The organism is Mycobacterium sp. (assembly GCF_965230835.1).
In the GTDB taxonomy this organism is placed as follows: Bacteria; Actinomycetota; Actinomycetes; order Mycobacteriales; family Mycobacteriaceae; genus Mycobacterium.
Genome location: NZ_CBDDLW010000002.1, coordinates 1,277,252 through 1,299,753 on the forward strand (window position 1 = coordinate 1,277,252; position 22,502 = coordinate 1,299,753).

Annotated in this window: 14 protein-coding genes and 3 pseudogenes; 9 read left to right on the forward strand and 8 right to left on the reverse strand. The window is 63.1% G+C overall.

The window, feature by feature from the left end; translation table 11 throughout:
* Positions 1-111: 111 nt before the first annotated feature.
* Together ACO07W_RS06385 and nei2 are read left to right on the forward strand one after the other, a co-directional pair.
* Positions 112-4,107, forward strand: a pseudogene (locus ACO07W_RS06385) (Lhr family ATP-dependent helicase); the annotation flags it as partial.
* A gap of 3 nt (positions 4,108-4,110) precedes the next feature.
* Positions 4,111-4,866, forward strand: a complete 756-nt coding sequence (nei2, locus tag ACO07W_RS06390) for an endonuclease VIII Nei2 (RefSeq protein WP_421841736.1) — start codon at positions 4,111-4,113, stop codon at positions 4,864-4,866.
* 66 nt (positions 4,867-4,932) lie between these two features.
* On the opposite strand, the gene ACO07W_RS06395 is transcribed toward nei2, so the two are convergent.
* On the reverse strand, positions 4,933-6,060 hold the full coding sequence (locus tag ACO07W_RS06395; protein WP_421841738.1) for a PPE family protein: 1,128 nt from the start codon (positions 6,058-6,060) through the stop codon (positions 4,933-4,935).
* Positions 6,061-6,949: 889 nt separating this feature from the next.
* Between ACO07W_RS06395 and ACO07W_RS06400 the strand changes: the two genes are divergently transcribed.
* Positions 6,950-7,300 carry a DUF732 domain-containing protein gene (locus ACO07W_RS06400; protein ID WP_421841740.1) on the forward strand — a complete coding sequence of 117 codons (351 nt, stop codon included), beginning with the start codon at positions 6,950-6,952 and terminating at the stop codon, positions 7,298-7,300.
* Positions 7,301-7,392: 92 nt separating this feature from the next.
* Here the strand turns inward: ACO07W_RS06400 and pstS are convergent, their stop codons facing one another.
* A complete protein-coding gene (gene pstS / locus ACO07W_RS06405; RefSeq protein ID WP_421845837.1) occupies positions 7,393-8,499 on the reverse strand; it encodes a phosphate ABC transporter substrate-binding protein PstS in 1,107 nt (368 codons plus the stop codon).
* A gap of 406 nt (positions 8,500-8,905) precedes the next feature.
* On the opposite strand from pstS, the pseudogene ACO07W_RS06410 reads away from it, so the two are divergent.
* Positions 8,906-9,307 (forward strand): annotated as a pseudogene (locus ACO07W_RS06410) (DUF732 domain-containing protein); the annotation flags it as partial.
* Positions 9,308-9,456: 149 nt separating this feature from the next.
* Here the strand turns inward: ACO07W_RS06410 and ACO07W_RS06415 are convergent.
* From ACO07W_RS06415 to ACO07W_RS06425, 3 genes are all read right to left on the reverse strand, one after another.
* Positions 9,457-10,320, reverse strand: coding sequence for a pseudouridine synthase (locus ACO07W_RS06415; protein ID WP_421841742.1), 864 nt, complete (start codon positions 10,318-10,320; stop codon positions 9,457-9,459).
* Between the two features lie 8 nt (positions 10,321-10,328).
* Positions 10,329-12,086: a glycerol-3-phosphate dehydrogenase/oxidase gene (locus ACO07W_RS06420; RefSeq protein WP_421841744.1), complete on the reverse strand. Its 1,758-nt coding sequence runs from the start codon at positions 12,084-12,086 to the stop codon at positions 10,329-10,331.
* Positions 12,087-12,191: 105 nt separating this feature from the next.
* The gene (locus ACO07W_RS06425; protein ID WP_421841746.1) at positions 12,192-13,604 is read right to left on the reverse strand and encodes an NAD(P)H-quinone dehydrogenase; all 1,413 of its coding nucleotides are present in this window, start codon (positions 13,602-13,604) and stop codon (positions 12,192-12,194) included.
* Between the two features lie 345 nt (positions 13,605-13,949).
* Between ACO07W_RS06425 and ACO07W_RS06430 the strand changes: the two genes are divergently transcribed.
* The gene (locus tag ACO07W_RS06430; protein WP_421841748.1) at positions 13,950-14,429 is read left to right on the forward strand and encodes a gamma-glutamylcyclotransferase; all 480 of its coding nucleotides are present in this window, start codon (positions 13,950-13,952) and stop codon (positions 14,427-14,429) included.
* A 45-nt stretch (positions 14,430-14,474) separates the two neighbouring features.
* Here ACO07W_RS06430 and ACO07W_RS06435 read toward each other — a convergent pair whose 3' ends face one another.
* Complete coding sequence (locus ACO07W_RS06435) at positions 14,475-15,644, reverse strand: M20 family metallopeptidase (RefSeq protein ID WP_421841750.1); 1,170 nt, start codon at positions 15,642-15,644, stop codon at positions 14,475-14,477.
* Positions 15,641-16,834, reverse strand: a complete 1,194-nt coding sequence (locus ACO07W_RS06440) for an amidohydrolase (protein ID WP_421841752.1) — start codon at positions 16,832-16,834, stop codon at positions 15,641-15,643. The genes ACO07W_RS06435 and ACO07W_RS06440 overlap by 4 nt, the downstream gene beginning before the upstream one ends.
* A 173-nt stretch (positions 16,835-17,007) precedes the next feature.
* On the opposite strand from ACO07W_RS06440, the gene ACO07W_RS06445 reads away from it, so the two are divergent.
* The gene (locus ACO07W_RS06445; RefSeq protein ID WP_421841754.1) at positions 17,008-17,826 is read left to right on the forward strand and encodes a purine-nucleoside phosphorylase; all 819 of its coding nucleotides are present in this window, start codon (positions 17,008-17,010) and stop codon (positions 17,824-17,826) included.
* A 10-nt stretch (positions 17,827-17,836) separates the two neighbouring features.
* Positions 17,837-19,447, forward strand: a complete 1,611-nt coding sequence (locus ACO07W_RS06450) for a phospho-sugar mutase (protein ID WP_421841756.1) — start codon at positions 17,837-17,839, stop codon at positions 19,445-19,447.
* Positions 19,448-19,453: 6 nt separating this feature from the next.
* Here the strand turns inward: ACO07W_RS06450 and upp are convergent.
* Positions 19,454-20,071: pseudogene (upp, locus tag ACO07W_RS06455) on the reverse strand (uracil phosphoribosyltransferase); the annotation flags it as partial.
* Positions 20,072-20,164: 93 nt separating this feature from the next.
* Between upp and ACO07W_RS06460 the strand changes: the two are divergent.
* Both ACO07W_RS06460 and ACO07W_RS06465 read left to right on the forward strand, forming a co-directional pair.
* The gene (locus ACO07W_RS06460; protein ID WP_421841758.1) at positions 20,165-21,094 is read left to right on the forward strand and encodes an alkaline phosphatase family protein; all 930 of its coding nucleotides are present in this window, start codon (positions 20,165-20,167) and stop codon (positions 21,092-21,094) included.
* 60 nt (positions 21,095-21,154) lie between these two features.
* Entirely contained in the window at positions 21,155-22,462 is a 1,308-nt protein-coding gene (locus ACO07W_RS06465) for a primosomal protein (RefSeq protein WP_421841760.1), read from the forward strand.
* Positions 22,463-22,502: the final 40 nt, after the last annotated feature.

Sequence of the window (22,502 nt, forward strand, 5' to 3'; positions counted from 1 at the left end):
GTACAACCCCCAACCCGCGAATCGACCTGCCGCCGAACCAGACGCCCGTATGCTAACAGCGGAGCGAAACTGGCCCTGCCTTTTACACCGGCATCTGGACGCAGCCCCGCACCGCGCAAAACGCTGGAGCTCAGCGTGCAGGTGCCTGTGCCCGACATGGCGAACTTGACGAACAACACCATCTGGCCCGACGTTGAGTCTCGGCTCGTCGACCTGATTGAATCACACAATTCGACCATCGTATTCGCCAATTCACGACGGCTGGCCGAACGACTTACCGCACGGATTAACGAAATCCACGCCGAGCGGTCCAACGTCGCACTGTCAGAGCCTTCCATGAGCCCTAATCCGCACGTCGCCGGTGGCGCTCCAGCACATGTCATGGCCAGCGGTCAGACTTTCGGCGCACCAACGATATTGGCGCGTGCTCATCATGGCTCTGTCAGCAAGGAACAGCGCGCTCTCGTCGAAGACGATCTCAAACGCGGGCAACTCAAGGCGGTAGTGGCCACCTCCAGCCTTGAGCTTGGCATCGACATGGGGGCGGTCGATCTGGTAATCCAGGTCGAGGCGCCACCATCGGTGGCTAGCGGCATGCAGCGTATCGGTCGAGCCGGCCATCACGTCGGTGAGATTTCGCGGGGGGTGTTGTTTCCCAAGCATCGCACTGATCTCATTGGCTGCGCGGTCGGTGTGCAACGCATGCTCGCCGGTGAAATCGAGACAATGCGCGTGCCAGCCAATCCGCTTGACATCCTGGCCCAGCACACGGTGGCAGCCGCAGCCCTGGAGCCGCTGGACGCCGACCGGTGGTTCGACACCGTTCGCCGCAGCGCTCCCTTTGCGACGCTGCCGCGCAGCGCATTTGAGGCCACCCTGGACCTGTTGTCGGGCAAGTACCCGTCCACCGAGTTTGCCGAGCTGCGGCCGCGACTCGTCTACGACCGCAACGCTGACCTCGGGGGAACGCTGACCGCGCGGCCCGGCGCACAACGGCTGGCCGTCACGTCCGGAGGCGCTATCCCCGACCGCGGTCTGTTCACTGTCTATCTGGCTTCTAGTCTTGACTCTGATAAACCTTCGCGGGTAGGCGAACTCGACGAGGAGATGGTCTATGAATCCCGACCCGGCGATGTCATCTCGCTGGGGGCGACCAGCTGGCGAATAACCGACATCACCCACGACCGGGTGTTGGTTATTCCAGCCCCAGGCCAGCCAGCCCGATTGCCATTCTGGCGCGGCGACGATGTCGGCCGGCCCGCCGAACTCGGAGCCGCAATGGGCGCGTTCACCAGCGAGCTAGCCCGTCTCCACCGCGATGAATTCGGAAAACGTTGCACCACGCTAGGTTTCAACGACTACGCGACTGACAATTTGTGGACGCTGCTGCAGGACCAGCGGGAAGCCACCGGCGTCGTGCCCACCGACACCACCTTGCTCGTCGAGCGGTTTCGCGACGAGCTCGGTGATTGGCGGGTAATTCTCCATTCGCCGTACGGGCTGCGGGTGCACGGCCCACTTGCGCTTGCTGTCGGCCGACGTCTACGCGAACGCTACGGAATCGACGAGAAGCCAACCGCGTCCGACGACGGCATTGTGGTGCGCTTCCCGGACACCTGCTCGGACATGGGATCGGATACTGCAGCGGACACGCCGCCTGGCGCCGAGTTGTTCGTCTTCGACGCCGAAGAAATCGACTCAATTGTCACCGCCGAAGTTGGCGAATCGGCACTCTTCGCATCGCGATTCCGTGAATCAGCGGCGCGCGCTCTGCTGCTGCCACGCCGATACCCCGGCCGCCGCTCGCCGTTGTGGCAACAGCGACAACGCGCCGCCCAGTTACTGGAGGTAGCACGCAAATACTCGGATTTCCCGATCGTGCTGGAAACCATCCGTGAGTGCTTGCAGGACGTCTACGACGTCCCCACCCTGGTCGCGTTGATGAGTAAAATCGCGCAGCGCCGAGTACGGGTGGCCGAAACCGAGACCGCGAAGCCGTCGCCCTTTGCCGCGTCACTGTTGTTCGGTTACGTTGGCGCGTTCATCTATGAGGGCGATATTCCGCTGGCCGAGCGCCGTGCGGCTGCGCTTTCGTTGGACAGCACGCTGCTGGCCGAGCTACTCGGTCGTATCGAGCTTCGCGAGCTGCTCGATCCAGACGTCGTCGCCACGACGGGCCTCCAGCTGCAACACTTGTCAGCCGACCGGGCCGCCCGCGACGCTGAGGCGGTCGCGGATCTGCTTCGATTGCTGGGCCCGCTCGCTGAAGACGAGGTCGCTGCACGGGCTGGTCGGCCCGATGTCGGCGGCTGGCTGGAAGGTTTGCGCGCCGCCAGGCGCGCACTTACGGTGTCGTTTGCCGGACGAACATGGTGGGTCGCCGTCGAGGACATCGGCCGGCTGCGAGACGGCGTCGGCGCGGCGGTTCCCGTTGGCCTGCCCACCAGCTTCACCCAAGCGGTCGCCGACCCCCTGGCCGACCTGCTCGGCCGCTACGCGCGCACTCATACACCGTTCACCACCGCCGCCGCGGCCGCCAGGTTCGGCCTGGGCCTGCGAGTGACTGCTGACGTACTGGGCCGACTGGCCAGTGGCGGCCGACTGATGCGCGGCGACTTCGTGACCGCCGATCCGGCTGACATATCCCAGATCACCGCCGGAGCCGGAGCCGGAGCCGGAGCCGAACAATGGTGCGACACAGATGTATTGCGCATTCTGCGGCGCCGTTCCCTGGCGGCTCTGCGGGCGCAGGTCGAGCCGGTCAGCACCGCCGCCTATGGGCGGTTTCTACCGGCTTGGCACCAGGTAAGTACTGCCAACGATTCAGGTTCGTCAGGCTACACCGGTAATTGGGGACATTCAGGTCTCGACGGACTTGTGTCCGTCGTCGAACAACTCGCGGGTGCGCGGATACCGGCCTCGGCGCTAGAACCGCTCGTCCTCGCCGCGCGAGTGCGTGACTACGCTCCGACGATGCTCGACGAGCTGTTGGCGACGGGTGAGGTCACCTGGTCGGGTGTCGGGTCAATCTCGGGTCGTGACGGCTGGATAGCGCTACACCCGGCCGATTCCGCACCCCTAACTCTGACCGCACCGGCCGAGATCGAATTCTCTGATAGTCACCGCGTCATCCTAGAGACGCTCGCCGGCGGCGGGGCGTACTTCTTCCGCCAGATGGTGCAGCAACTGCCCGCCCAGGCGGAGCTGAAAGCCGCTCTGTGGGAGCTGGTCTGGGCCGGCTGGATCACCGGTGACACGTTCGCGCCGGTCCGAGCAATGCTCGGCAGTGGCCCGGGCTCGCGCAAGCGTTCCACACCTGCACGCCGCTCTAGACAGCCGACCGCGCGTGGACGCCCAGGGCGCTTGAGCCACTACAGCATTTCGCACGCCGCATCACTCGCGACCGAGCCCACCGTGGCCGGCCGCTGGTCTGCACTGCCGCTTCCTGAGCCGGACTCCACGTTACGAGCCCACTACCAAGCCGAGTTACTGTTGAACCGCCACGGCGTACTTACGCGAGGCGCAGTTGCCGCCGAGGGGGTCGCGGGCGGGTTCGGCACGCTCTACAAGGTGTTGAGGGCGTTCGAAGACGCCGGCCGATGCCAGCGCGGCTATTTTGTGGAGTCGTTGGGCGGAGCTCAATTCGCCGTGGCGTCAACGGTAGACCGGCTGCGCAGCTACTTGGATGGCCCAGGCTCTTTTACCGATCCGGAAGACACAGCACCCCGGTCGCTAGTACTGGCCGCGGCGGACCCGGCCAACCCCTATGGTGCGGCCCTGCCGTGGCCTGCATCCGCGGGCGAGGGCGCGGCCCGGCCAGGTCGCAAAGCCGGGGCGCTAGTCGTGCTGGTGGACGGCGAGTTGGCGTGGTTCCTCGAACGTGGTGGACGCTCGCTGCTGACCTTTACCGACGATCCCAGGGCCAACCACACGGCGGCGGTCGGGCTGGCCCACTTGGTCGGCGCCCGGCGTGTCTCCGCGATACTGGTCGAACGGGTAGACGGGGTGCCAGTTCTACAGCCGCGGACAGACGGGCCGGGCTTGGTATCAGAAGCGCTTGTGGAAGCCGGATTCGTCCGCACACCACGCGGACTGCGGCTGCGGTAGAACATGCCCGAGGGCGACACCGTTTGGCGCACCGCAGCGACGCTGCGCCAAAATCTGGTCGGCCGTACATTGACGCGCTGCGACATCCGAACGCCACGGTTCGCCACCGTCGACTTGACCGGGCAGGTAGTCGACGAAGTGCTCAGTCGAGGTAAACATCTGTTCATCAGGATCGGGGCGGCCAGCATCCACTCACACCTGAGAATGGACGGCAGCTGGCGAGTGGGCAAGCACCCGATGCGGGTGGATTACCGAACTCGAATCATTTTGGAAGCCGGTCCCATTCAAGCCGTGGGCGTCAACTTGCGCGTGCTGGAGATCCTCGAGCGACGCCACGACAGCTTCGTCGTCGCCCACCTTGGACCGGACCTTCTGGCTGACGATTGGGATCCGCGGATTGCCACCGCCAATCTGACAGCCGATCCAGATCGGCCCATCACGCAGGCGCTCCTGGATCAGCGAGTGATGGCCGGCGTAGGCAACGTCTATTGCAACGAAATCTGTTTCGTCAGCGGGCACCTGCCCACCACACCGGTGGGCGCCATTGCCGATCCGCAGCGCCTGATTAGCAGGGCCAGAGACATGTTGTGGTCCAACCGAAACCGGCGGAACCGCTGCACAACGGGCGATACCCGCACTGGCCGGCGGCTGTGGGTCTATGGACGAGCCGGCCACGGCTGCTACCGCTGCGGAGCCCTCATCGAGTACGACAGCGCCGACGAACGGATCAGGTACTGGTGTCCGGGCTGCCAACGCTGAAACAGGTGCCCCGGATGATCACCGGCGAAGAACCGGGCGTCCCAAGCGCCAGCGTCGACCATCCGATCACCCCGCTGACGGCGACCGGGGCATGACCGTGCCGTTGACCTCCAAACCGTACGCAAGGTCCTCGTACTTCTGCTGTTTTCGTTTGCGCCAACCGCTGCCTGCCGAGATTGGCATTGGCATCATCGGCGGCATGGGCAACCCGGCTTCCCCCGCAGGCAGCGGAGATGCCGCCGACGCAAGTTGCACCGGCGTCTGCGAAGTCGCCACGAGTTTCACCACAGCAGGTGGCGCGGTGAGGTTCCCCATGGGCACCCCAGCACCCAAGGCTGCGGTAGGGGCTTGAAGCCCGCCAAGGGCTCTGGTTGCGCTAGACAAATTGGCCACCGACTCGCCCAGGGCCGATTCCCCCTCAAACAAGCCCTCGCCGATTTCGGGGGCCACAGTCTGCAACGCTTGCGCTGAGGTGTTTTGCGCTGCATAACTGAGCAGATTGATCGGAAATCCGGACGAGATGAACTGGTTCGCGTAGGTATTGGCCAACCCGAACCAACCGGCATTAGGGTCGAAGGCGGCAAGCGCAGCCAGTATCGCCGCCCATGTCGTGGGCTTCGAAGGGGTGAGCGGGGTTGGAACGACGTTGGCTTGAGCAGCCGATCCGGTGGAACTGGTTATCGACGGCGGCGAAGAAAACTGGGGCAGCGCGAGAGCTTGTGCCGACGCCGCCTGGTAGCGATACATCGCCGCCGAATTGTTCACCCACATGGTCTCGTACTGCGATTCGGTTTCGGCAATTGCCGCAAGGTTTCCGCCCAAGCGGTTCGTCGCATACAAACGTGCCAGCTCGATCCTGTTGTCGGTGACCACCGAGGGAGGAACCACCGCCGACAGAGTGGAGCCGAATGCCGCTACAGCTTGCCGCGCCGCGGAACTCAGCTGCTCGCACTGCTGCGCGGCGGCGCGCAGCCAAGCCATGTAGGGCCCGACCGCCTCCATCATCGCCGCTGACGACGGTCCATGCCAGGCCTCAGTCAGAGAAGCCAACACTGGGGCATAGGAGCGAACCGTGTCTTCCAAGTCAGCGCCCAGCCGCTGCCACGCGCTGGCGGCGGCGACGAGTGATTCGGCACCAGGCCCCGAATGGAGCAGTGCCGACGTGACTTCAGGCGGCGAGGTTAGGAACTCCATGACATCTCACATTGACGACCCGGGGAAACTTCCTGGAACTCTGAGCTGACCAACGCGCGAAAAACCATAGAACATTGCACGTCGCCCTCGTGTGAGTTGTCCCATACTGTCTCGACGCTCGAACGGATCCCGACGTCACAATGAATCACGATTGTCCGCTTTCGCGCTATCGCGCCCCCGATGAAAGACCAATACCTCCTCACGCTCAAGCGTCGATCAGTACCTGCGCCGCCAAAATTTGTATTTTTGTTCACTGATTCGCAAAACTCAGGACTTGAGCCAATGAAGGTATCGGTGGATGTCCGACTCGATCGGAATCGTGAAGATTTTCCAAGCAATCGGGCGTCCGCGTTTGCGCGGGCTGCCGACTCATTAGCCGTGAGCGGAAACATGTCAGCAAAGCTCGCGTCAGCTGATAACGTGCTGGTAGTTGCGATTCCGCCGGACTGCTGGCACTGCCCTATGCCGACAACGTCCCAGCACCACTGCTTAGAATGCGCGGCACGGCGCCAAATCGGTTTTCTCAATTCAATTCCTTGAATGATGCCTATGGGACGGTGGTCTCGGCGCAACCATAGCCCACCAAACTGCAGAACGCCTGGCGGGATGGTAGCGAGATCGGTCTTCGGCGGTCAGCTCCGCCTATCGCGGAAAATAACAGGCTCGACGATTTCAGCCAAAGTTCCGACCGGTATAGGCGAACGAAAGGCCGTGATCACCCGGGGCTGGCGCAACAAAAATCCAGGAACGTACGCAAAGCGCCAATGTTGTAGGCCACAGGGAGGGTCTGGCGCATCGAGGCGCATCGCCCGCCCGATCGTTACGTGCAATGATCGCAATGCCAGCGGCTCGGATGGCCGTGAGCACCGCTCAGCGGGAGGTTTCAGCAATGGCGACCAGCCAAGTGCGCTCGCTCCGACACAGGCGAGCGCTATTCACCAGTCTTGCCCTGGTAGCCGCGCTGCTTAGCCTCACGGCACTAGCAACCTCGACCGCGCATGCCGACGGAGTCGATGATGCGTTCTTGAAGGCGGTGAAGTCCAAGGGCATCAACTTCGCCTCTCCGCAAGCCGCAATCATTGCTGGCCACGAGGTATGCGATGAACTTGATCTCGGTAGGCACAAATCCGAGATCGCGAATGACGTAATGAGCCGCAGTCGCCTGGACGGCTATCACGCTGGCTATTTCGTCGGCACCAGCATCGCCGCGTACTGCCCGCGGCATCACCTACACACCTGAGGACATCTGCCCGGGGATAGGCAGCTTCACGATTCGCACAGCTGGGATTGACGTTGGGCAGCACCACCGGCGATGCCCCGATTCACAGTCGATTACGAGATAGCGTCGACCGCACTCGATAACCTCGACTTGAATGTATCCGGAATGGGGATGTATCCGTGGTCGGCCAGACCAATCTGCCCAGGACCTATCGTGCTTTGCAAGAACGCCTTTACAGCCGTTCCTACCTGCGCATCAGGATACTTCGAGCACACGATCTCGTAGGTCGCCAACACGATCGGATAGGAGCCAGGCAGTTTCGGCCGATAGAACGAGATGGTGTCGAGAACCAGGTCGTTGCCCTCGCCGATGATCCAGGCGGAGGCAATCGTCTTGCCCACCGACTCCGCGCTGATCGCCACTGGTGCCGGACCGGCCGACGTGATGATCTGGGCTATGTCCAGGCCTTCTGCTTGGGCGAACGACCATTCGTTGTAGGTGATCGCCCCTTCTGTCCGCCTGACGGCTGCAGCTGTGCCGTCGTTGCCCATAGCTCCCATACCGACACCGCCGTTGAAATTCTTGCCGGCACCTTTACCCCACGCGTCATTGGAAGCGGTATCGAGATACCTCTGGAAGTTATCCGTGGTGCCGGACTCGCCGCTACGGAACACCACATGAATTGGCTCAGCGGGCAAGCTGGCATCTGAGTTCAACGCTTCGATAGCGGGATCGTCCCAGGCGGTAATGGCGCCGTTGAAAATCTTGGCCGCAGTCGGACCGTCGAGAATCAACGAATTCAAACCGTCGACGTGGTAGGTGATCGCGATGGGGCCAAACACCACCGGCAGGTTCCACACTGGCGAGCCACACCGCTGCTGGCCGGCGGCGTACTCCTTGGGGATCAAAGGCGAGTCAGAACCGCCGAAGTCAGTTTTGCCGCCGATAAATTCGCGAATCCCCGCGCCCGACCCAACGGCCGCATAGTTCAGCGTCTGATCCGAACAGGCCCGCTCGAACGTTTCGACGAATCGGGTCATGGCATTGGCTTGAGCTGTTGACCCGCTGGCTTTAAGCGCATTCTTTCCGCCGCAACTGACGTTCGCCGACGTCGCGCCCGCTGCCGCACTTGGCACACTCGCCTTATTGTCACTGCCACACCCAGAAAGCACCAGCGTCAGGACAACCGGAACACACAGTAAGGCACTAAATCGTTTGATTCTCAACTTAGTTCCTTTGATCTAGTTCTATTGATGAAAAGCCGAACCACGATCACCGCGCCCCCAGCAGCGCGACGTTGGTCAAATAATCAAGCGGCTGTCGCCTGGTGAGACGGTCTTTTCGAGGTCGCCGTCGCAGGTTGAAACATTACGGCAACTGTGGTCCACCGAACATTAATGACCGGTTACAGCACAACAACCTTATAACCAACTCGACTAGTTGCGCATCGGCACCGCCGACGATGCCAGAGCACCAAATTAGCTGTTGTTCGACCCACTGTTTCAACCACCGGCAAGACCACCACAGCACCCAACTCGAGTCTTATCGCCACACTCGGTTGCGGCGATCGCTATCGCATTGGACAGGCGATCCACCCGGATCACGTTGTCGACGCCGATAATCCATGTGTCCCCGAGGCTCATCCGACACCGAAACCGACCATCACCGAGGTGGCATCGCCGAGCCTCACTAGCCGGCGCGACGCCCCGCCGAATACCGGTCGCCGATGCTCTGGCACACCCCCTCGGACCGAGCTACCGGAAGGCGAACAAGGCATGTATACCCAACCAACGGACTGTCGCCCCAGCCGTCACATCCGCGGGAATTACAGCGAGAAGCCGAACCCTCACTGTCGCGGCTCGACTTGACGGCGCAAGACATCTCACCGACACAACCGATAACAACTTCCCAGCGGAGTTGCAATCTGAGGGCATCACCGACCACGTATCGTCGGCTCACGCAATCGCAGCCGGCCATTTTGTCTGCGTAAAACTCGACACCAGAGTCGCGCCTGCCGACGTGGTCAATGAAGTGTTTTTAGCAGCAACATGCCTGCCTACCATTACGGCTTTTTCGTCGGCGCGAGCATCGACGCATATTGCTCACGTCACAAGTCGGACTTGCCCCGGGCATAGCCGTCAGTCTCGCTCACTGCGGACCTGCACTCGCAACGAGCCTCAGCGCAATTCTCTTTGGCTGACAAACCTGCGCCACGATCCGGTAAGCGGATCCTCGAACTCGATGTGTTGCGCCAGCAGCTGCAGCGGCGTATTGAAGTCGTCGTCAGCGACAGGTATTACGTTGGGGTATAACGGGTCACCAATAATCGGCAGCCCCAGCGACGACATGTGAACGCGCAATTGATGGGTACGCCCCGTGCGCGGTGTCAGCCGGTACAGACCATTCGGTGATATCAGCTCCACCAGTGTCTCGGCATTGGGAGCACCCGGGACGCAGAACGCCTGCAACTGACCCCTGCGCTTGACGATACGACTACGGACTAGCCGCGGTAGCGCCACGGCTGGCTCGACTACCGCGCGAGCCAGATAAGTCTTTCGCACCAGCCCGCGGGCAAACAACGTCTGGTACTTACCACGCACCTCGCGCCGAGCGGTAAACAGCATCACGCCGGCGGTTAACCGATCCAGCCGGTGGGCCGGGCTCAGCTCAGGCAAATCCAGTTCCCGCCGCAGCCGTACCAGCGCAGTCTGTGCGACGTGCCGCCCCCTGGGCATGGTGGCCAAAAAATGTGGTTTGTCGGCGACCACGATGTCAGCGTCTTGATAGAGCACCGGGATATCGAAGGGCACCGCCACTTCGTCAGGTAGGTCGCGATAGAAATAGACGGCGGAGCCGCTAGCCAGGTCGGTATCGGCATCGACGACCGCACCGCCGCCGTCGACGACCTCACCAGCCAAGACCTTCGCCCGGGCCGCCGCACCGAACCGAGCAGTCAGCTCGGCGAGCACCGGTCCCCCGTGCAGCCGCACCCGCGCCGGCCCTAATCCGTCCCGAACCGGTAGCGGACGGGAATTTTTCATTGCGCCTTTCACTCCAGGGGCACCGGCTCGAGGATCTCTTCGCGCACCTCTGGCGCACTAGCCCGCAACATATCCGCCGACACGTCGTCAGGCTGGGCTTGGGACAGCACCTCCGCCTCCACCCGCGCCGTGTAGTTCGCGACCTCGCGGTCGACGTCTTTGACGGTCCATCCCAGCACCGGCGCAACTACCTCGGCCACTTCACGCGCACAGTTCACGCCGCGGTGCGGATATTCAATAGAGATCCGCATTCGCCGGGCGAGTATGTCCTCAAGGTGTAAGGCGCCCTCGGCGGCGGCCGCGTACGCCGCCTCCACTTTGAGGTAAACCGGTGCCTCAGTAATCGGGTCCAGCAGATCGGGACGATCGGCCGCCAACGCCAACACCTCATCGATCAGCGCGCCGTAACGGTCCAACAGGTGCCGCACTCGGTAGGGGGGCAAGCCCTGCAGGGCACCAACATGTTCTGCCTGATTGATCAACGCGAAATACCCATCGGCCCCGAGTAACCGCACCTTCTCCGTGATCGACGGCGCCACCCGAGCTGGAATGAATTCTGCCGCAGCGTCGATCGCGTCAGCGGCCATTACGCGGTAGGTGGTGTATTTGCCGCCAGCGATGGCCGTCAGGCCTGGCGCCGGCACCGCCACGGCGTGCTCCCGGGACAGCTTGGACGTTTCGTCGCTCTCCCCGGCCAGCAGTGGGCGCAACCCCGCATACACCCCGTCGATATCGTTGTGCGTCAACGGAGTAGCCAGCACAGTGTTGACGGTCTCAAGAATGTAGTCGATGTCGGCCTTGGTAGCCGCGGGATGGGCCAAGTCTAGGTTCCATTCCGTATCGGTGGTTCCGATAATCCAGTGGCTGCCCCACGGGATGAGAAACATCACCGACTTCTCGGTGCGCAGGATGATCGCGACGTCACTCACGATGCGGTCACGGGGCACCACCACGTGAACGCCCTTAGATGCACGCACCTGGAATCGTCCCCGCTGTCTGGACAGCGCCTGGATTTCGTCTGTCCAGACACCGGTCGCGTTGACCACGACGCGGGCGCGGACTTCGGTGACCGCACCGTTCTCCGAGTCGCGCACGCGAACACCGACCACTCGATCGCCGTCTCGCAGCAACGAGACCACCTGAGTTGAACACCGCACAACCGCGCCGTAGTGGGCTGCGGTGCGCGCGACGGTCAGCGTGTGGCGCGCGTCATCGACGACGGTGTCGTAATAGCGAATACCACCGACCAACGAACTGCGCTTCAGGCCAGGACACAACCGCAAGGCGCCGGCCCGGGTGAAATGCTTTTGCGCCGGAACCGATTTCGCACCGCCCAGCCGATCGTAGAGGAAGATGCCCGCAGCCATGTACGGGCGTTCCCACCAACGCTTGGTCACCGGAAACAAGAAGGGCAACGGCTTAACCAGATGCGGCGCTAACGTGGTCATTGACAGCTCGCGCTCGAATAGTGCCTCACGGACCAAGCCGAATTCCAGCTGCTCAAGGTAACGCAGCCCACCGTGGAACATCTTCGAAGACCGGCTCGAGGTGCCGGAGGCGAGGTCGCGGGCCTCGACTAGCGCCACCTGTAGCCCCCGGGTGGCCGCGTCCAGCGCACACCCAGAGCCCACCACGCCGCCTCCGATGACAACCACGTCGAATTGCTCAGCTCCGAGTCGCTCCCAAGCCAACGCACGTTGTTTAGGCCCGAGCGAAGAAGCCCGCCAAGTCTGTCCGGTCTCCGGAGCGTGAGTCGGGTGGCTCACGGCGAAGGACTCCTCATCCGGGGAACTCCTGTCGGTTACTCGTCGTAAGGCGGGTGCTCAACTAAGGCTAGTGTTGTCGATCTTCGGTCGTCCTTAAATCACCGCTCAGTCCAGGTCGTCGTGCGCCATCAGTCTGCGAGCGGCCTCGGTGATCGAACCGGACAACGATGGGTATACAGCTAGCGTTTGCGCCAACTCGTTGACGGTGATGCGGTTCTGCACGGCCACCGCAATCGGCAGGATGAGTTCTGACGCGATCGGCGCCACCACTACACCGCCAATCACCACACCGGTCGACTGTCGGCAGAATATCTTGACGAAGCCGTGACGTACTTCGGACATCTTCGCTCGCGCGTTGGTGCCTAACGGCAGCATTATGATGCGAGCCGTTACCGAGCCATTGTCGATCGCGGATTGCGGCACACCGACCGCGGCAATCTCAGGTCGGGTGAAGACCGTTGCCGCGACCGTGCGGAGCCGGATCGGACTTACTTCTTCGCCCAACGCGTGATACATCGCGATCCGCCCCTGCATCGCAGCCACCGACGCCAAAGGCAGCAGCCCGGTGCAGTCACCCGCGGCGTAGATGCCACTCACCGATGTCCGCGACACCCGGTCCACCGTCAAAAAGTTGCCGCGACCCAGCTCAATGCCGACTCGTTCTAGGCCAAGCCCGCCGGTATTGGGAACTGAACCGATAGTCATCAGGGCATGACTGCCCTCCACTGTCCGGCCGTCGGTCATCGTGACCAGAACTCCCGTGGCGGTGCGAGTCACCGCTGCCGCGCGGGCATTCTTGAACAGACGCACACCACGTTCGGCGAATGACTCTTCCAGGACCGCCGCGGCGTCGACATCCTCGTATGGCAACACCCGATCCTGACTAGCCACCACCGTCACCCGCACACCCAATTCGGTGTAAGCATCCACGAACTCGGCACCGGTGACACCCGAGCCCACCACAATAAGGTGCTCAGGCAACATGTCGAGGTCGTAGAGCTGCCGCCAGGTCAAGATGCGCTCACCGTCGGGTTCAGCGGCCGGCAAAATCCGCGGACGAGCGCCGGTGGCAATCAGCACGACATCGGCGTCAAGCTCGGTGGAGGCACCGCCCGCAACGGTAGCTTTGATCCGGTGCCGGGCCAGACCCGGCGCCGAGTCGACCAGCTCGCCGCGGCCGGCGATCACCTGGACACCCACGCCGAGCAGCTGAGCCGTGATGTCCGCGGACTGCGCCGCGGCGAGCGCTCGGACCCGGGCGTGGATTTGGGTAAGTGAGATCTTGGCGTCGTCAAAGTCAATATCGAAGCCAAGCTGGGGCGCCCGACGCAGTTCGGTGCGCAGTCCAGCGGAAGCGATGAATGTTTTCGATGGAACGCAGTCGTCCAGAACGGCCGCGCCGCCGATGCCGTCGGAGTCGATCACGGTGACTTGCGCTGATTCGGCGCGTGCTGCGGCAACTAGTGCGGCCTCATAACCAGCTGGGCCTCCACCGATGATCACGATGCGAGTCGCCACAGCCATAACCTAGCTTGGCGACGATGCACGCCGCAGCGCGGCGTGAGAAGGAGCCGAGCAGTCAAACCCAGCTTGGCGACGATGCACGCCGCAGCGCGGCGTGAGAAGGAGCCGAGCAGTCAAACCCAGCTTGGCGACGATGCACGCCGCAGCGCGGCGTGAGAAGGAGCCGAGCAGTCAAACCCAGCTTGGCGACGATGCACGCCGCAGCGCGGCGTGAGAAGGAACTGGCGCGCAGCTGCGCGGCAAGCAGCGACCGGCGGGAAGACCCGACAATCAGACTCCGTTTGGCGACGATGAACACACAAGCAGCCAACACAAGCAGGTCCCGTTTAAGCTTTCCCCGTGCCGCTCTACGCCGCGTACGGATCAAACATGCATCCCGAGCAGATGCAGCAGCGGGCACCCCACTCCCCGATGGCCGGAACCGGCTGGTTGCCGGGGTGGCGACTGACGTTTGGCGGCGAGGACATCGGGTGGGAAGGTGCACTGGCCACCATCGTCGAGGATCCCCATTCGATGGTTTTCGTCGTGCTCTACGACATGACGCCGGCAGACGAAATGAACCTTGACCGTTGGGAAGGCTCGGAGTTCGGCGTCCACAAGAAGATCCGTTGCAGGGTGGAGCGGATCTCGTCTGACACAACGATTGATCCCGTCCTGGCGTGGCTATACGTCCTCGACGCCTGGGAAGGCGGGCTTCCGTCGGCACGCTACCTGGGCGTGATGGCCGATGCCGCAGAAATCGCCGGCGCACCCAACGACTACGTGCACGACCTGCGAACGCGACCGGCCCGCAACATCGGCCCAGGGACCACCGCTTAGCGAGCGCCCAGGCGGCGAGGTTGCGATCGGGCCAGCCCCGGAGAACTAAAACCCAGCTGACTGCTCAATGATGCTGGCCATGACCCGCTGCCCGATCCCCAAGGCTCGCTCATCGAGGTCAAAGGTCGGCTGATGCAGGTCCAACTGCGGTCCGCTTCCTGACCAGACACCGAGTCGCGCCATGGCGCCGGGGACCTCCTCTAAGTACCAGGAGAAGTCCTCACCGCCACCGGATTGTCGGGTATCGGCAAGGACATCGGGGCCCACGGCTTCGATGGCGTGGGTGAGGATCCGGGTCGAGGCGTCCTCATTGACCACCGGCGGCACCCCGCGGTGGTAGTGCAACGTGTGTTCGATAGACAGCGGCGACAGCAGGCCCGTGACGGCCTCGCGGATTATTTGCTCAAGGTCCACCCAGGTCTGCCGGCTGGCGGTGCGGACGGTGCCGGCCAGCGTCCCAGTTAACGGAATGGCGTTTGGGGCTACACCCGCGTTTACTGCCCCCCACACCAGGACGGTGCTGTTACGCGGATCGATGCGACGCGAAAGCACACCCGGCAGGCCAGTGATCAGTGTGCCCAGCCCATACACCAGGTCAGCGGTCAGATGCGGACGAGACGTGTGCCCACCGGGGGAATACAGGACGATCTCTATCTGGTCGGCTGCGGACGTGATCGGGCCGTGCCGGACCGCGACTTTTCCAACCTCTAGCCGCGGGTCGCAATGCAGGGCGAAGATCCGCGACACCCCAATCAACGCTCCGGCCGCGATCGCATCGATGGCGCCACCAGGCATCAGCTCTTCGGCAGCTTGGAAGATTAGCCGCACTCCGACGGGTAGCTCCGGCACCGGCGCCAGCGCCTGCGCGGTGCCCAGCAAGATCGCGCAGTGCGCGTCGTGGCCACAAGCGTGTGCGACGTTGGGCATTGTCGAGGCGTATGCGGCACCAGTGCGCTCGGCCATCGGCAGCGCATCCATATCGGCTCGCAGCGCAATCCTCGGCCGATCCTCGGGCCCGAAGTCGCAAGTAAGCCCGGTCCCACCCGGCAACACTTTCGGGTTAAGCCCCGCGTCCGCCAATCGCTCAGCGACGAACTGCGTGGTCGCGTACTCTTGGCGGCCCAGCTCCGGATATCGATGGATGTGCCGGCGCCAGGCGACCAGATCGTCGTAGTGCGCGGCCAGCCACGACTCGGCAATGTCGACAAGGCTCATACTTCTGCCCGGCTTTGTCTGCGCTGCTGCGCGGCCAACACTCGGTCACGCTCACCCGTGGTCTCAGCGAGGTGGACGATCGCCCGCGCCAACATCACCGCACTGTCAACGACCGCGCAGTCGGCACTGGGACCGGCGGCCGCAGCGGCGAAGGCACGCTGGTGAACCGTGGCTCCCCCGGCGTCGACACCAATCACTGGATGAATCCCTGGCATCACCTGCGTCACATTGCCCATATCGGTGCTGCCCAAGGACAGCCCGGCTTCCGCCGAGGGGTCGACGGGCTCGCGCCCAAGCCGGCGCATCTCCTCTCGACAAACATCGGTCAGCCACCGGTCCGGTTTCAACTCCGCGTATGACGGCGAGGTATTCTCGATCTCGTGCTCACAGCCTGCCGCGAGTGCACCAGCAGCAAAGCACGCATATATTCTCGCCTCGAGTTCTCTTAGCGAATCAGATTCAAGCGCCCGCATCGCATAGTGCATGGTCGCCTGCCCGGGGATGACGTTGGCCGCAAGCCCACCGTCGGTGACGATGCCGTGCACCAGCTGCCCGGGCGCCAGTTGCTGCCGCAATACCCCAATAGCGACTTGGGCTACGGTCACAGCGTCAGCAGCATTGACTCCAAGATGGGGCGCCACAGCGGCGTGGGATTCCTTACCGCGGTAGTGCACGGCGGCCTCCGACAACGCCGATGATCGCGTAGCAGCGATGTCGACCGGGCCGGGATGAGCCATAACCGCCACCGCAACATCGTCAAAAGTCCCAGCCTGCAGCATCAGCGCCTTACCACCCCCGGCCTCCTCCGCAGGCGTGCCCAGCAAAGCAACCGTAAGCCCTAAATCGTCGGCTACTTCAGCAAGCGCCAGAGCCGTGCCCACCGCCGAAGCCGCGATGATGTTGTGACCGCAGGCGTGTCCGATCCCGGGCAAGGCGTCATACTCGGCGCACACCCCGACGACCAGCGGTCCACTACCGAAGTCAGCGCGAAACGCCGTGTCCAGCCCGGCAACAGCCGGGGTGATCTCGAAACCGCGTTCAGCCGCCAACACCTGCGTCTTGGCGCAGCTACGGTATTCAGCGAAGGCAAGCTCCGGCTCGGCGTGAATCGAGTGGGATAACTCAACTAGGTCGCCGCCGCGGCGCCGCACCACTTGCTCGACGTTGTCCAGTGCGCTCAATCCGGGCATATTCGCAGTATCTCACCGCGGGGTACCCGCAATACATTCCACCGGCCCGGCACATCCGCGCATCTCTGAATGTCGGCTGGTATGTCTGACAACTTGGCCGCTGAGGACAGCACTGACCAGCTCCCCGCTGACGCTGTCCCGCGCTCGCCATCGTCCGGCTAGGCTCGCCTAGTGTGACCGAGCCACCGCTAAATCCCGTCGAACTGGCGCAGCGGGCGGCGCAGGTCATCGGCGACCGAACCGGCATCGATGCGCACGACGTCGCTGTAGTTCTCGGATCCGGCTGGTCGCCGGCCATTGCCGCGCTGGGTTCGCCGAACGCCGTGCTCGCTCAGGCCGATCTGCCCGGGTTCAGCCCGCCAAGCGCGGTCGGACATGCCGGTGAGTTGTTGTCGCTTCGCATCGGCGAGCACCGGGTACTAGTGCTGGCCGGTCGCATACACCCTTACGAAGGACATGACCTGCGCCACGTCGTGCATCCCATTCGAGCGGTCTGTGCGGCCGGGGTAAAGATCATCGTGCTCACAAATGCGGCAGGCGGTCTCCGCGCTAACCTGCAGGTCGGCCAACCGGTACTGATCAGCGACCATCTGAACCTGACGGCACGTTCGCCGCTGCTGGGCGCACAATTCGTCGACCTGACCGACGCGTACGCGCCCCGGCTGCGCGAGCTTGCCCGACAAACCGACCCGAAGTTGACCGAAGGTGTGTACGCGGGCGTGCCCGGACCGCACTACGAGACGCCCGCCGAGGTCCGAATGCTGCGGACATTGGGCGCCGACCTAGTAGGCATGTCGACAGTGCATGAGACCATCGCGGCGCGCGCGGAGGGCGCCGAGGTATTGGGTATCTCCCTGGTGACCAATCTCGCCGCCGGAATCACCGGCGAGCCGCTAAGCCACGCCGAGGTGCTTGCCGCAGGGGCCGCGTCTGCGGCGAAGATGGGCTCACTGCTAGCCGGTGTCATCGCCCGGTTCGAGGCCTCAGGCTGAGCAGAGCCACATGACGCCCGAGGAATGGATAGCACACGATCCCGATCCGCAGACGGCTGCCGAACTTGCCGCCTGCGGCGCTGACGAGCTTGCGGCGCGGTTTGCCCGACCGCTCACGTTCGGTACCGCGGGCCTGCGTGGACCCGTGCGTGGCGGTCCCGACGCGATGAACATCGCAGTGGTGTTGCGTGCAACATGGGCGCTGGCGCAGGTGCTCAGAGGGCCAGCCGGCCCGCGGTCCGAAGTGGTGGTTGTTGGGCGCGATACTCGCCACGGCTCGTCAACGTTTGCCGCGGCAGCAGCGGAAGTGCTTTCTGCAGAGGGCTTTTCGGTGCTCCGGCTACCGGATCCGGCGCCTACACCGGTGGTGGCGTTCGCGGTACGCGCCATTGGCGCGGCTGCCGGGGTACAAATCACCGCGTCGCACAACCCGGCGACCGACAACGGCTACAAGGTGTTTCTCGACGGCGGCATCCAGCTTGTTTCCCCCACTGACCGGCAGATCGAGGCGGCGATGGCCGCCGCTCCTCCGGCTGACCGCATCACCAGGAAGGCCGTCGGCCCCGGTGCTGTAGATCTCGTCGAGCGCTACGTACAGCGCGCGGCCAGCGTTCGGCGCAACACCGGTTCGGTCCGAATAGCTCTGACGCCACTTCACGGTGTTGGGGGGACGTTCGCGCTCCGCGCCTTTCATCGCGCGGGTTTCGACGACATACACGTCGTCACAACACAGTTCACGCCGGACCCAGACTTCCCTACCGTCAAGTTCCCGAACCCCGAGGAACCCGGCGCCACCGATGCACTACTCACCCTGGCCTCCGAGGTTGGCGCCGACGTTGCCATCGCGCTGGATCCCGATGCTGACCGTTGCGCTGTTGGGATACCGACTGAGTCGGGATGGCGGATGCTGTCCGGGGACGAAACTGGTTGGCTACTAGGCGACTACATCTTGTCGCACATCCAAACCGAGCGCGTGGGTGAACATAGGCCTGAGACCAGCGCGGTGGCCAGCACCGTGGTGTCGTCGCGGATGCTGGCGGCGATCGCCAAGTACCACGGTGCCGTTCACGTCGAGACGCTAACCGGCTTCAAGTGGCTCGCACGCGCCGATGCGAATTTGCCACTCGGCACAACCCTGGTATACGCGTACGAGGAAGCGATCGGGCATTGCGTCGACCCCGCCGCCGTGCGTGACAAAGACGGTATTAGCGCGGCTGTATTGGTATGCGATCTGGTTGCTGCGCTCAAAGAGCGAGGCGATTCCGTGCCCGGCATGCTCGACGCACTTGCGCGACGCCACGGCGTGCACGAGGTCACGGCGGCTCCGCGTCGTGTCGCCGACTCCGAGGAGGCTGCCGCCCTGGTAAGACTGCTACGAAAGACACCTCCAAAGCGACTGGCCGGGTTTGCCGTCACCGCCGCAGATATCGGCGATGCACTGATCTTCAACGGCAGCGACGACGACACCTCAATCAGGGTTGTGGTGCGGCCCTCTGGGACGGAACCCAAGGTGAAGTGCTATTTGGAAGTTCGATGCGCGGCGACCGATGACTTACCCGCTGCCCGGCAGCGGGCCGGTGCGCTGCGTAATGAGCTCGTCTCCGCGGTACACGCCTGGTGATGGGTTGGGGCCGAATTGTCGGTCACCAGCGTCGCCGAGACCCGGCACGATATAAGCCGTGTCGTCGAGCCGGTCGTCGACGGCTGCGGTGAACAACCGCACATTCGGAGCTGCTTTCTCAAGCGCAGCAAGACCTTCCGGTGCGGCCACCACACAGAGCACGGTGATTTCTGTTGCGCCGCGACGTTGCAGTAGTTCAACGGTATGTGTAATTGACCCGCCGGTGGCGAGCATGGTGTCGAGGACCATTGTCGGTCGACCCGTCAGATCGTCGGGTACGGCCTCCAGATACGGGACCGGCTGGTGCGTTTCCTCGTCACGAGCGATACCCACGAACCCTGCCTGGGCATCCGGTATCGCAGCAAGCGCTTTGTCCAACATGACCAGCCCCGCTCGTAACACCGGAACCAGCAGCGGTGGGTCGGCCAGCCGTGACCCGGCAGTCACAGCCAGTGGCGTGCGAACCGGAACCGGTTCGCACGGCGCGTCCCTGGTGGCCTCGTAAACCAACATCAGCGTCAGCTCCCCCAACGCATCCCGAAAAGCCGCGCTACCGGTGCGTTCGTCGCGCAGCACAGTCAGGCGAGCCGCGGCCAACGGGTGGTCGACAACACGCACTTCCATGGTTTCGAGGGTACGTAACAATCAGAACTAGCCCGGCTAACGGCCTCGCGTTTCTATCGGCGAACACAGCAAATCCACCCATATACTCCCGTCATGATTCCCGGGACCAAGGACCCGACCCGATATCCGGGCAGGGCATGCCGAGCCTTGGCGCTGCTCGGCGCGCTAGCGGTCGCCGCGACGGCACCCACCACATTTCCGCTGCCCCCCTCCGCGCACGTCGGCAACACTTCATCGCACATCAGGCTGGCAGCGGCAGCTCTTCCAACGTTTGCCCACGTAGTAGTCGTGGTCGAGGAAAACCGTTCTCAATCCTCCATCATCGGCAACAAGTCGGCTCCCTTCATCAACGCCCTGGCGGCTAACGGCGCAATGATGGCCCGATCGTTCGCCGAAACACACCCAAGCGAACCGAACTACTTGGCACTGTTCGCCGGCAGCACATTCGGTTTGAAGGCAAACACTTGTCCAGTCAACGCAGGGGCGCGTCCCAATCTGGGCTCTGAACTGCTGGCCGCTGGGCACACGTTCGTCGGATATGCCGAAAGTCTGCCCGCGGTTGGCTCTACTGTCTGCAGCGCAGGTGCATACGCACGCAAACACGCACCGTGGGTCAACTTCAGTAATGTGCCACCATCAAGGTCAGTTCCGTTTTCGGCGTTTCCGGCGCCAGGCAGCTACGCCAGGCTGCCGACGGTGTCGTTCGTCATTCCCAACGGCAACAACGATATGCACGACGGTTCGATCGCCGCGGGTGACGCCTGGCTAAAACGTCAGCTGACCCCGTACGCCAACTGGGCCAAAGCCAACAACAGCCTGCTCATCGTGACATGGGACGAGGACGATAACACCAGTCGCAACCAAATCCCGACGGTGTTCTACGGCGACCACGTACGTCCTGGAACGTACAACCAGACCATCAGCCACTACAACGTACTCTCCACACTGGAGCAGATGTATGGGTTACCCAAGACTGGCTTGGCCACGCGCGCTCCGATAGTCGCGGATATTTGGACCGAGTAGCCGCCCGGAGGCCGGCTGCCCGTGGATCCGGCCAGAGGCGTCGTCGCTATTCTGTGCCGCATGGTTGCTGACGTCGTGCCCATCCGCTTGAGCCTGTCTGTTGGTGATCGCTACACGCTGTGGGCTCCACGTTGGCGCGATGCCGGCGACGAGTGGGAGGCGTTCCTGGGTAAAGGCGACGACTTGTACGCCTTCGAGACCGTCTCTGACCTGATCGCGTTTGTACGCACCAACGATGACCACGACTTGGCTGATCACCCCGCGTGGAAAGGCCTAACCGAGGCACACGCACACACCTTCCAGCCAGCCGAGGACAAGCAATTCGATCTGGTTATTGTCGAGGAGCTGGTGGCGGAGAAGCCGACCGAGGACTCGGTGACTTCGCTGGCCGCCGCCCTGTCGGTCATCTCATCCATCGGATCGGTCTGTGAGTTGGTTGCAGTATCGAAGTTTTTCAACGGCAACCCCAGTTTGGGCACAGTTTCCGGTGGCATCGACCACTTCACCGGCAAAGCCGGGCGCAAGCGTTGGAATTCGCTCGCCGAAATTATTGGTCGCGGCTGGGACAATGTAATCGAAGCAATCGACGAGATCGTCAGCACGCCCGATATCGATGCCGAGCTTTCGGCACAGATCGCAGATGAACTAGCCGAAGAACCCGCCGAGCCTGACGAGCTCGACGAGGAGTCAGGTTCCGAGGATGCCTCTGACGAGCCCGACGGGCACGAAGATGACGGCGTCGGAGACGACGAGGACGGCGCGGATTCCGACGCCGAACAGGAAACCCGAGCTGCCGCCGACGATGTGGTGCTAGGCAGTGACGAGGACTTCTGGCTGAAAGTGGGCATCGACCCAATCCAGATCATGACAAGCGCAGGCACCTTCTTCACCCTGCGTTGCTACTTAGACGACCACCCGATATTCCTAGGCCGCAACGGGCGGATAAGTGTGTTCAACTCAGAACGAGCCCTAGCGCGCTACCTTGCCGACGAGCACGACCACGACTTGTCGGATCTAAGCACATACGACGACATCCGCACCGCTGCAACTGACGGCTCCCTGGAAGTGGACGTCACCGAAGACAACATCTACGTCCTGAGCGGGCTAGCCGACGATTTCGCCGACGGGCCGGACGCAGTAGACCGTGAACAGCTGGATCTGACCGTTGAGCTACTCCGCGACCTCGGCGAGTACTCCGAAGAAAGCACGGTCGACAAGGCGCTCGAGACAAGCCAGCCGCTGGGCAAGCTGGTGGCTTACGTGCTGGATCCCGGTTCAGTCGGCAAGCCCGCTGCGCCGTACGCGGCAGCGGTGCGAGAGTGGGAGAAATTGGAGGGATTCGTCGAGTCACGGCTAAGGCGCGAATAGCGCCGCAGACCGGCGACAACATCCAACATGTGCGTCACGG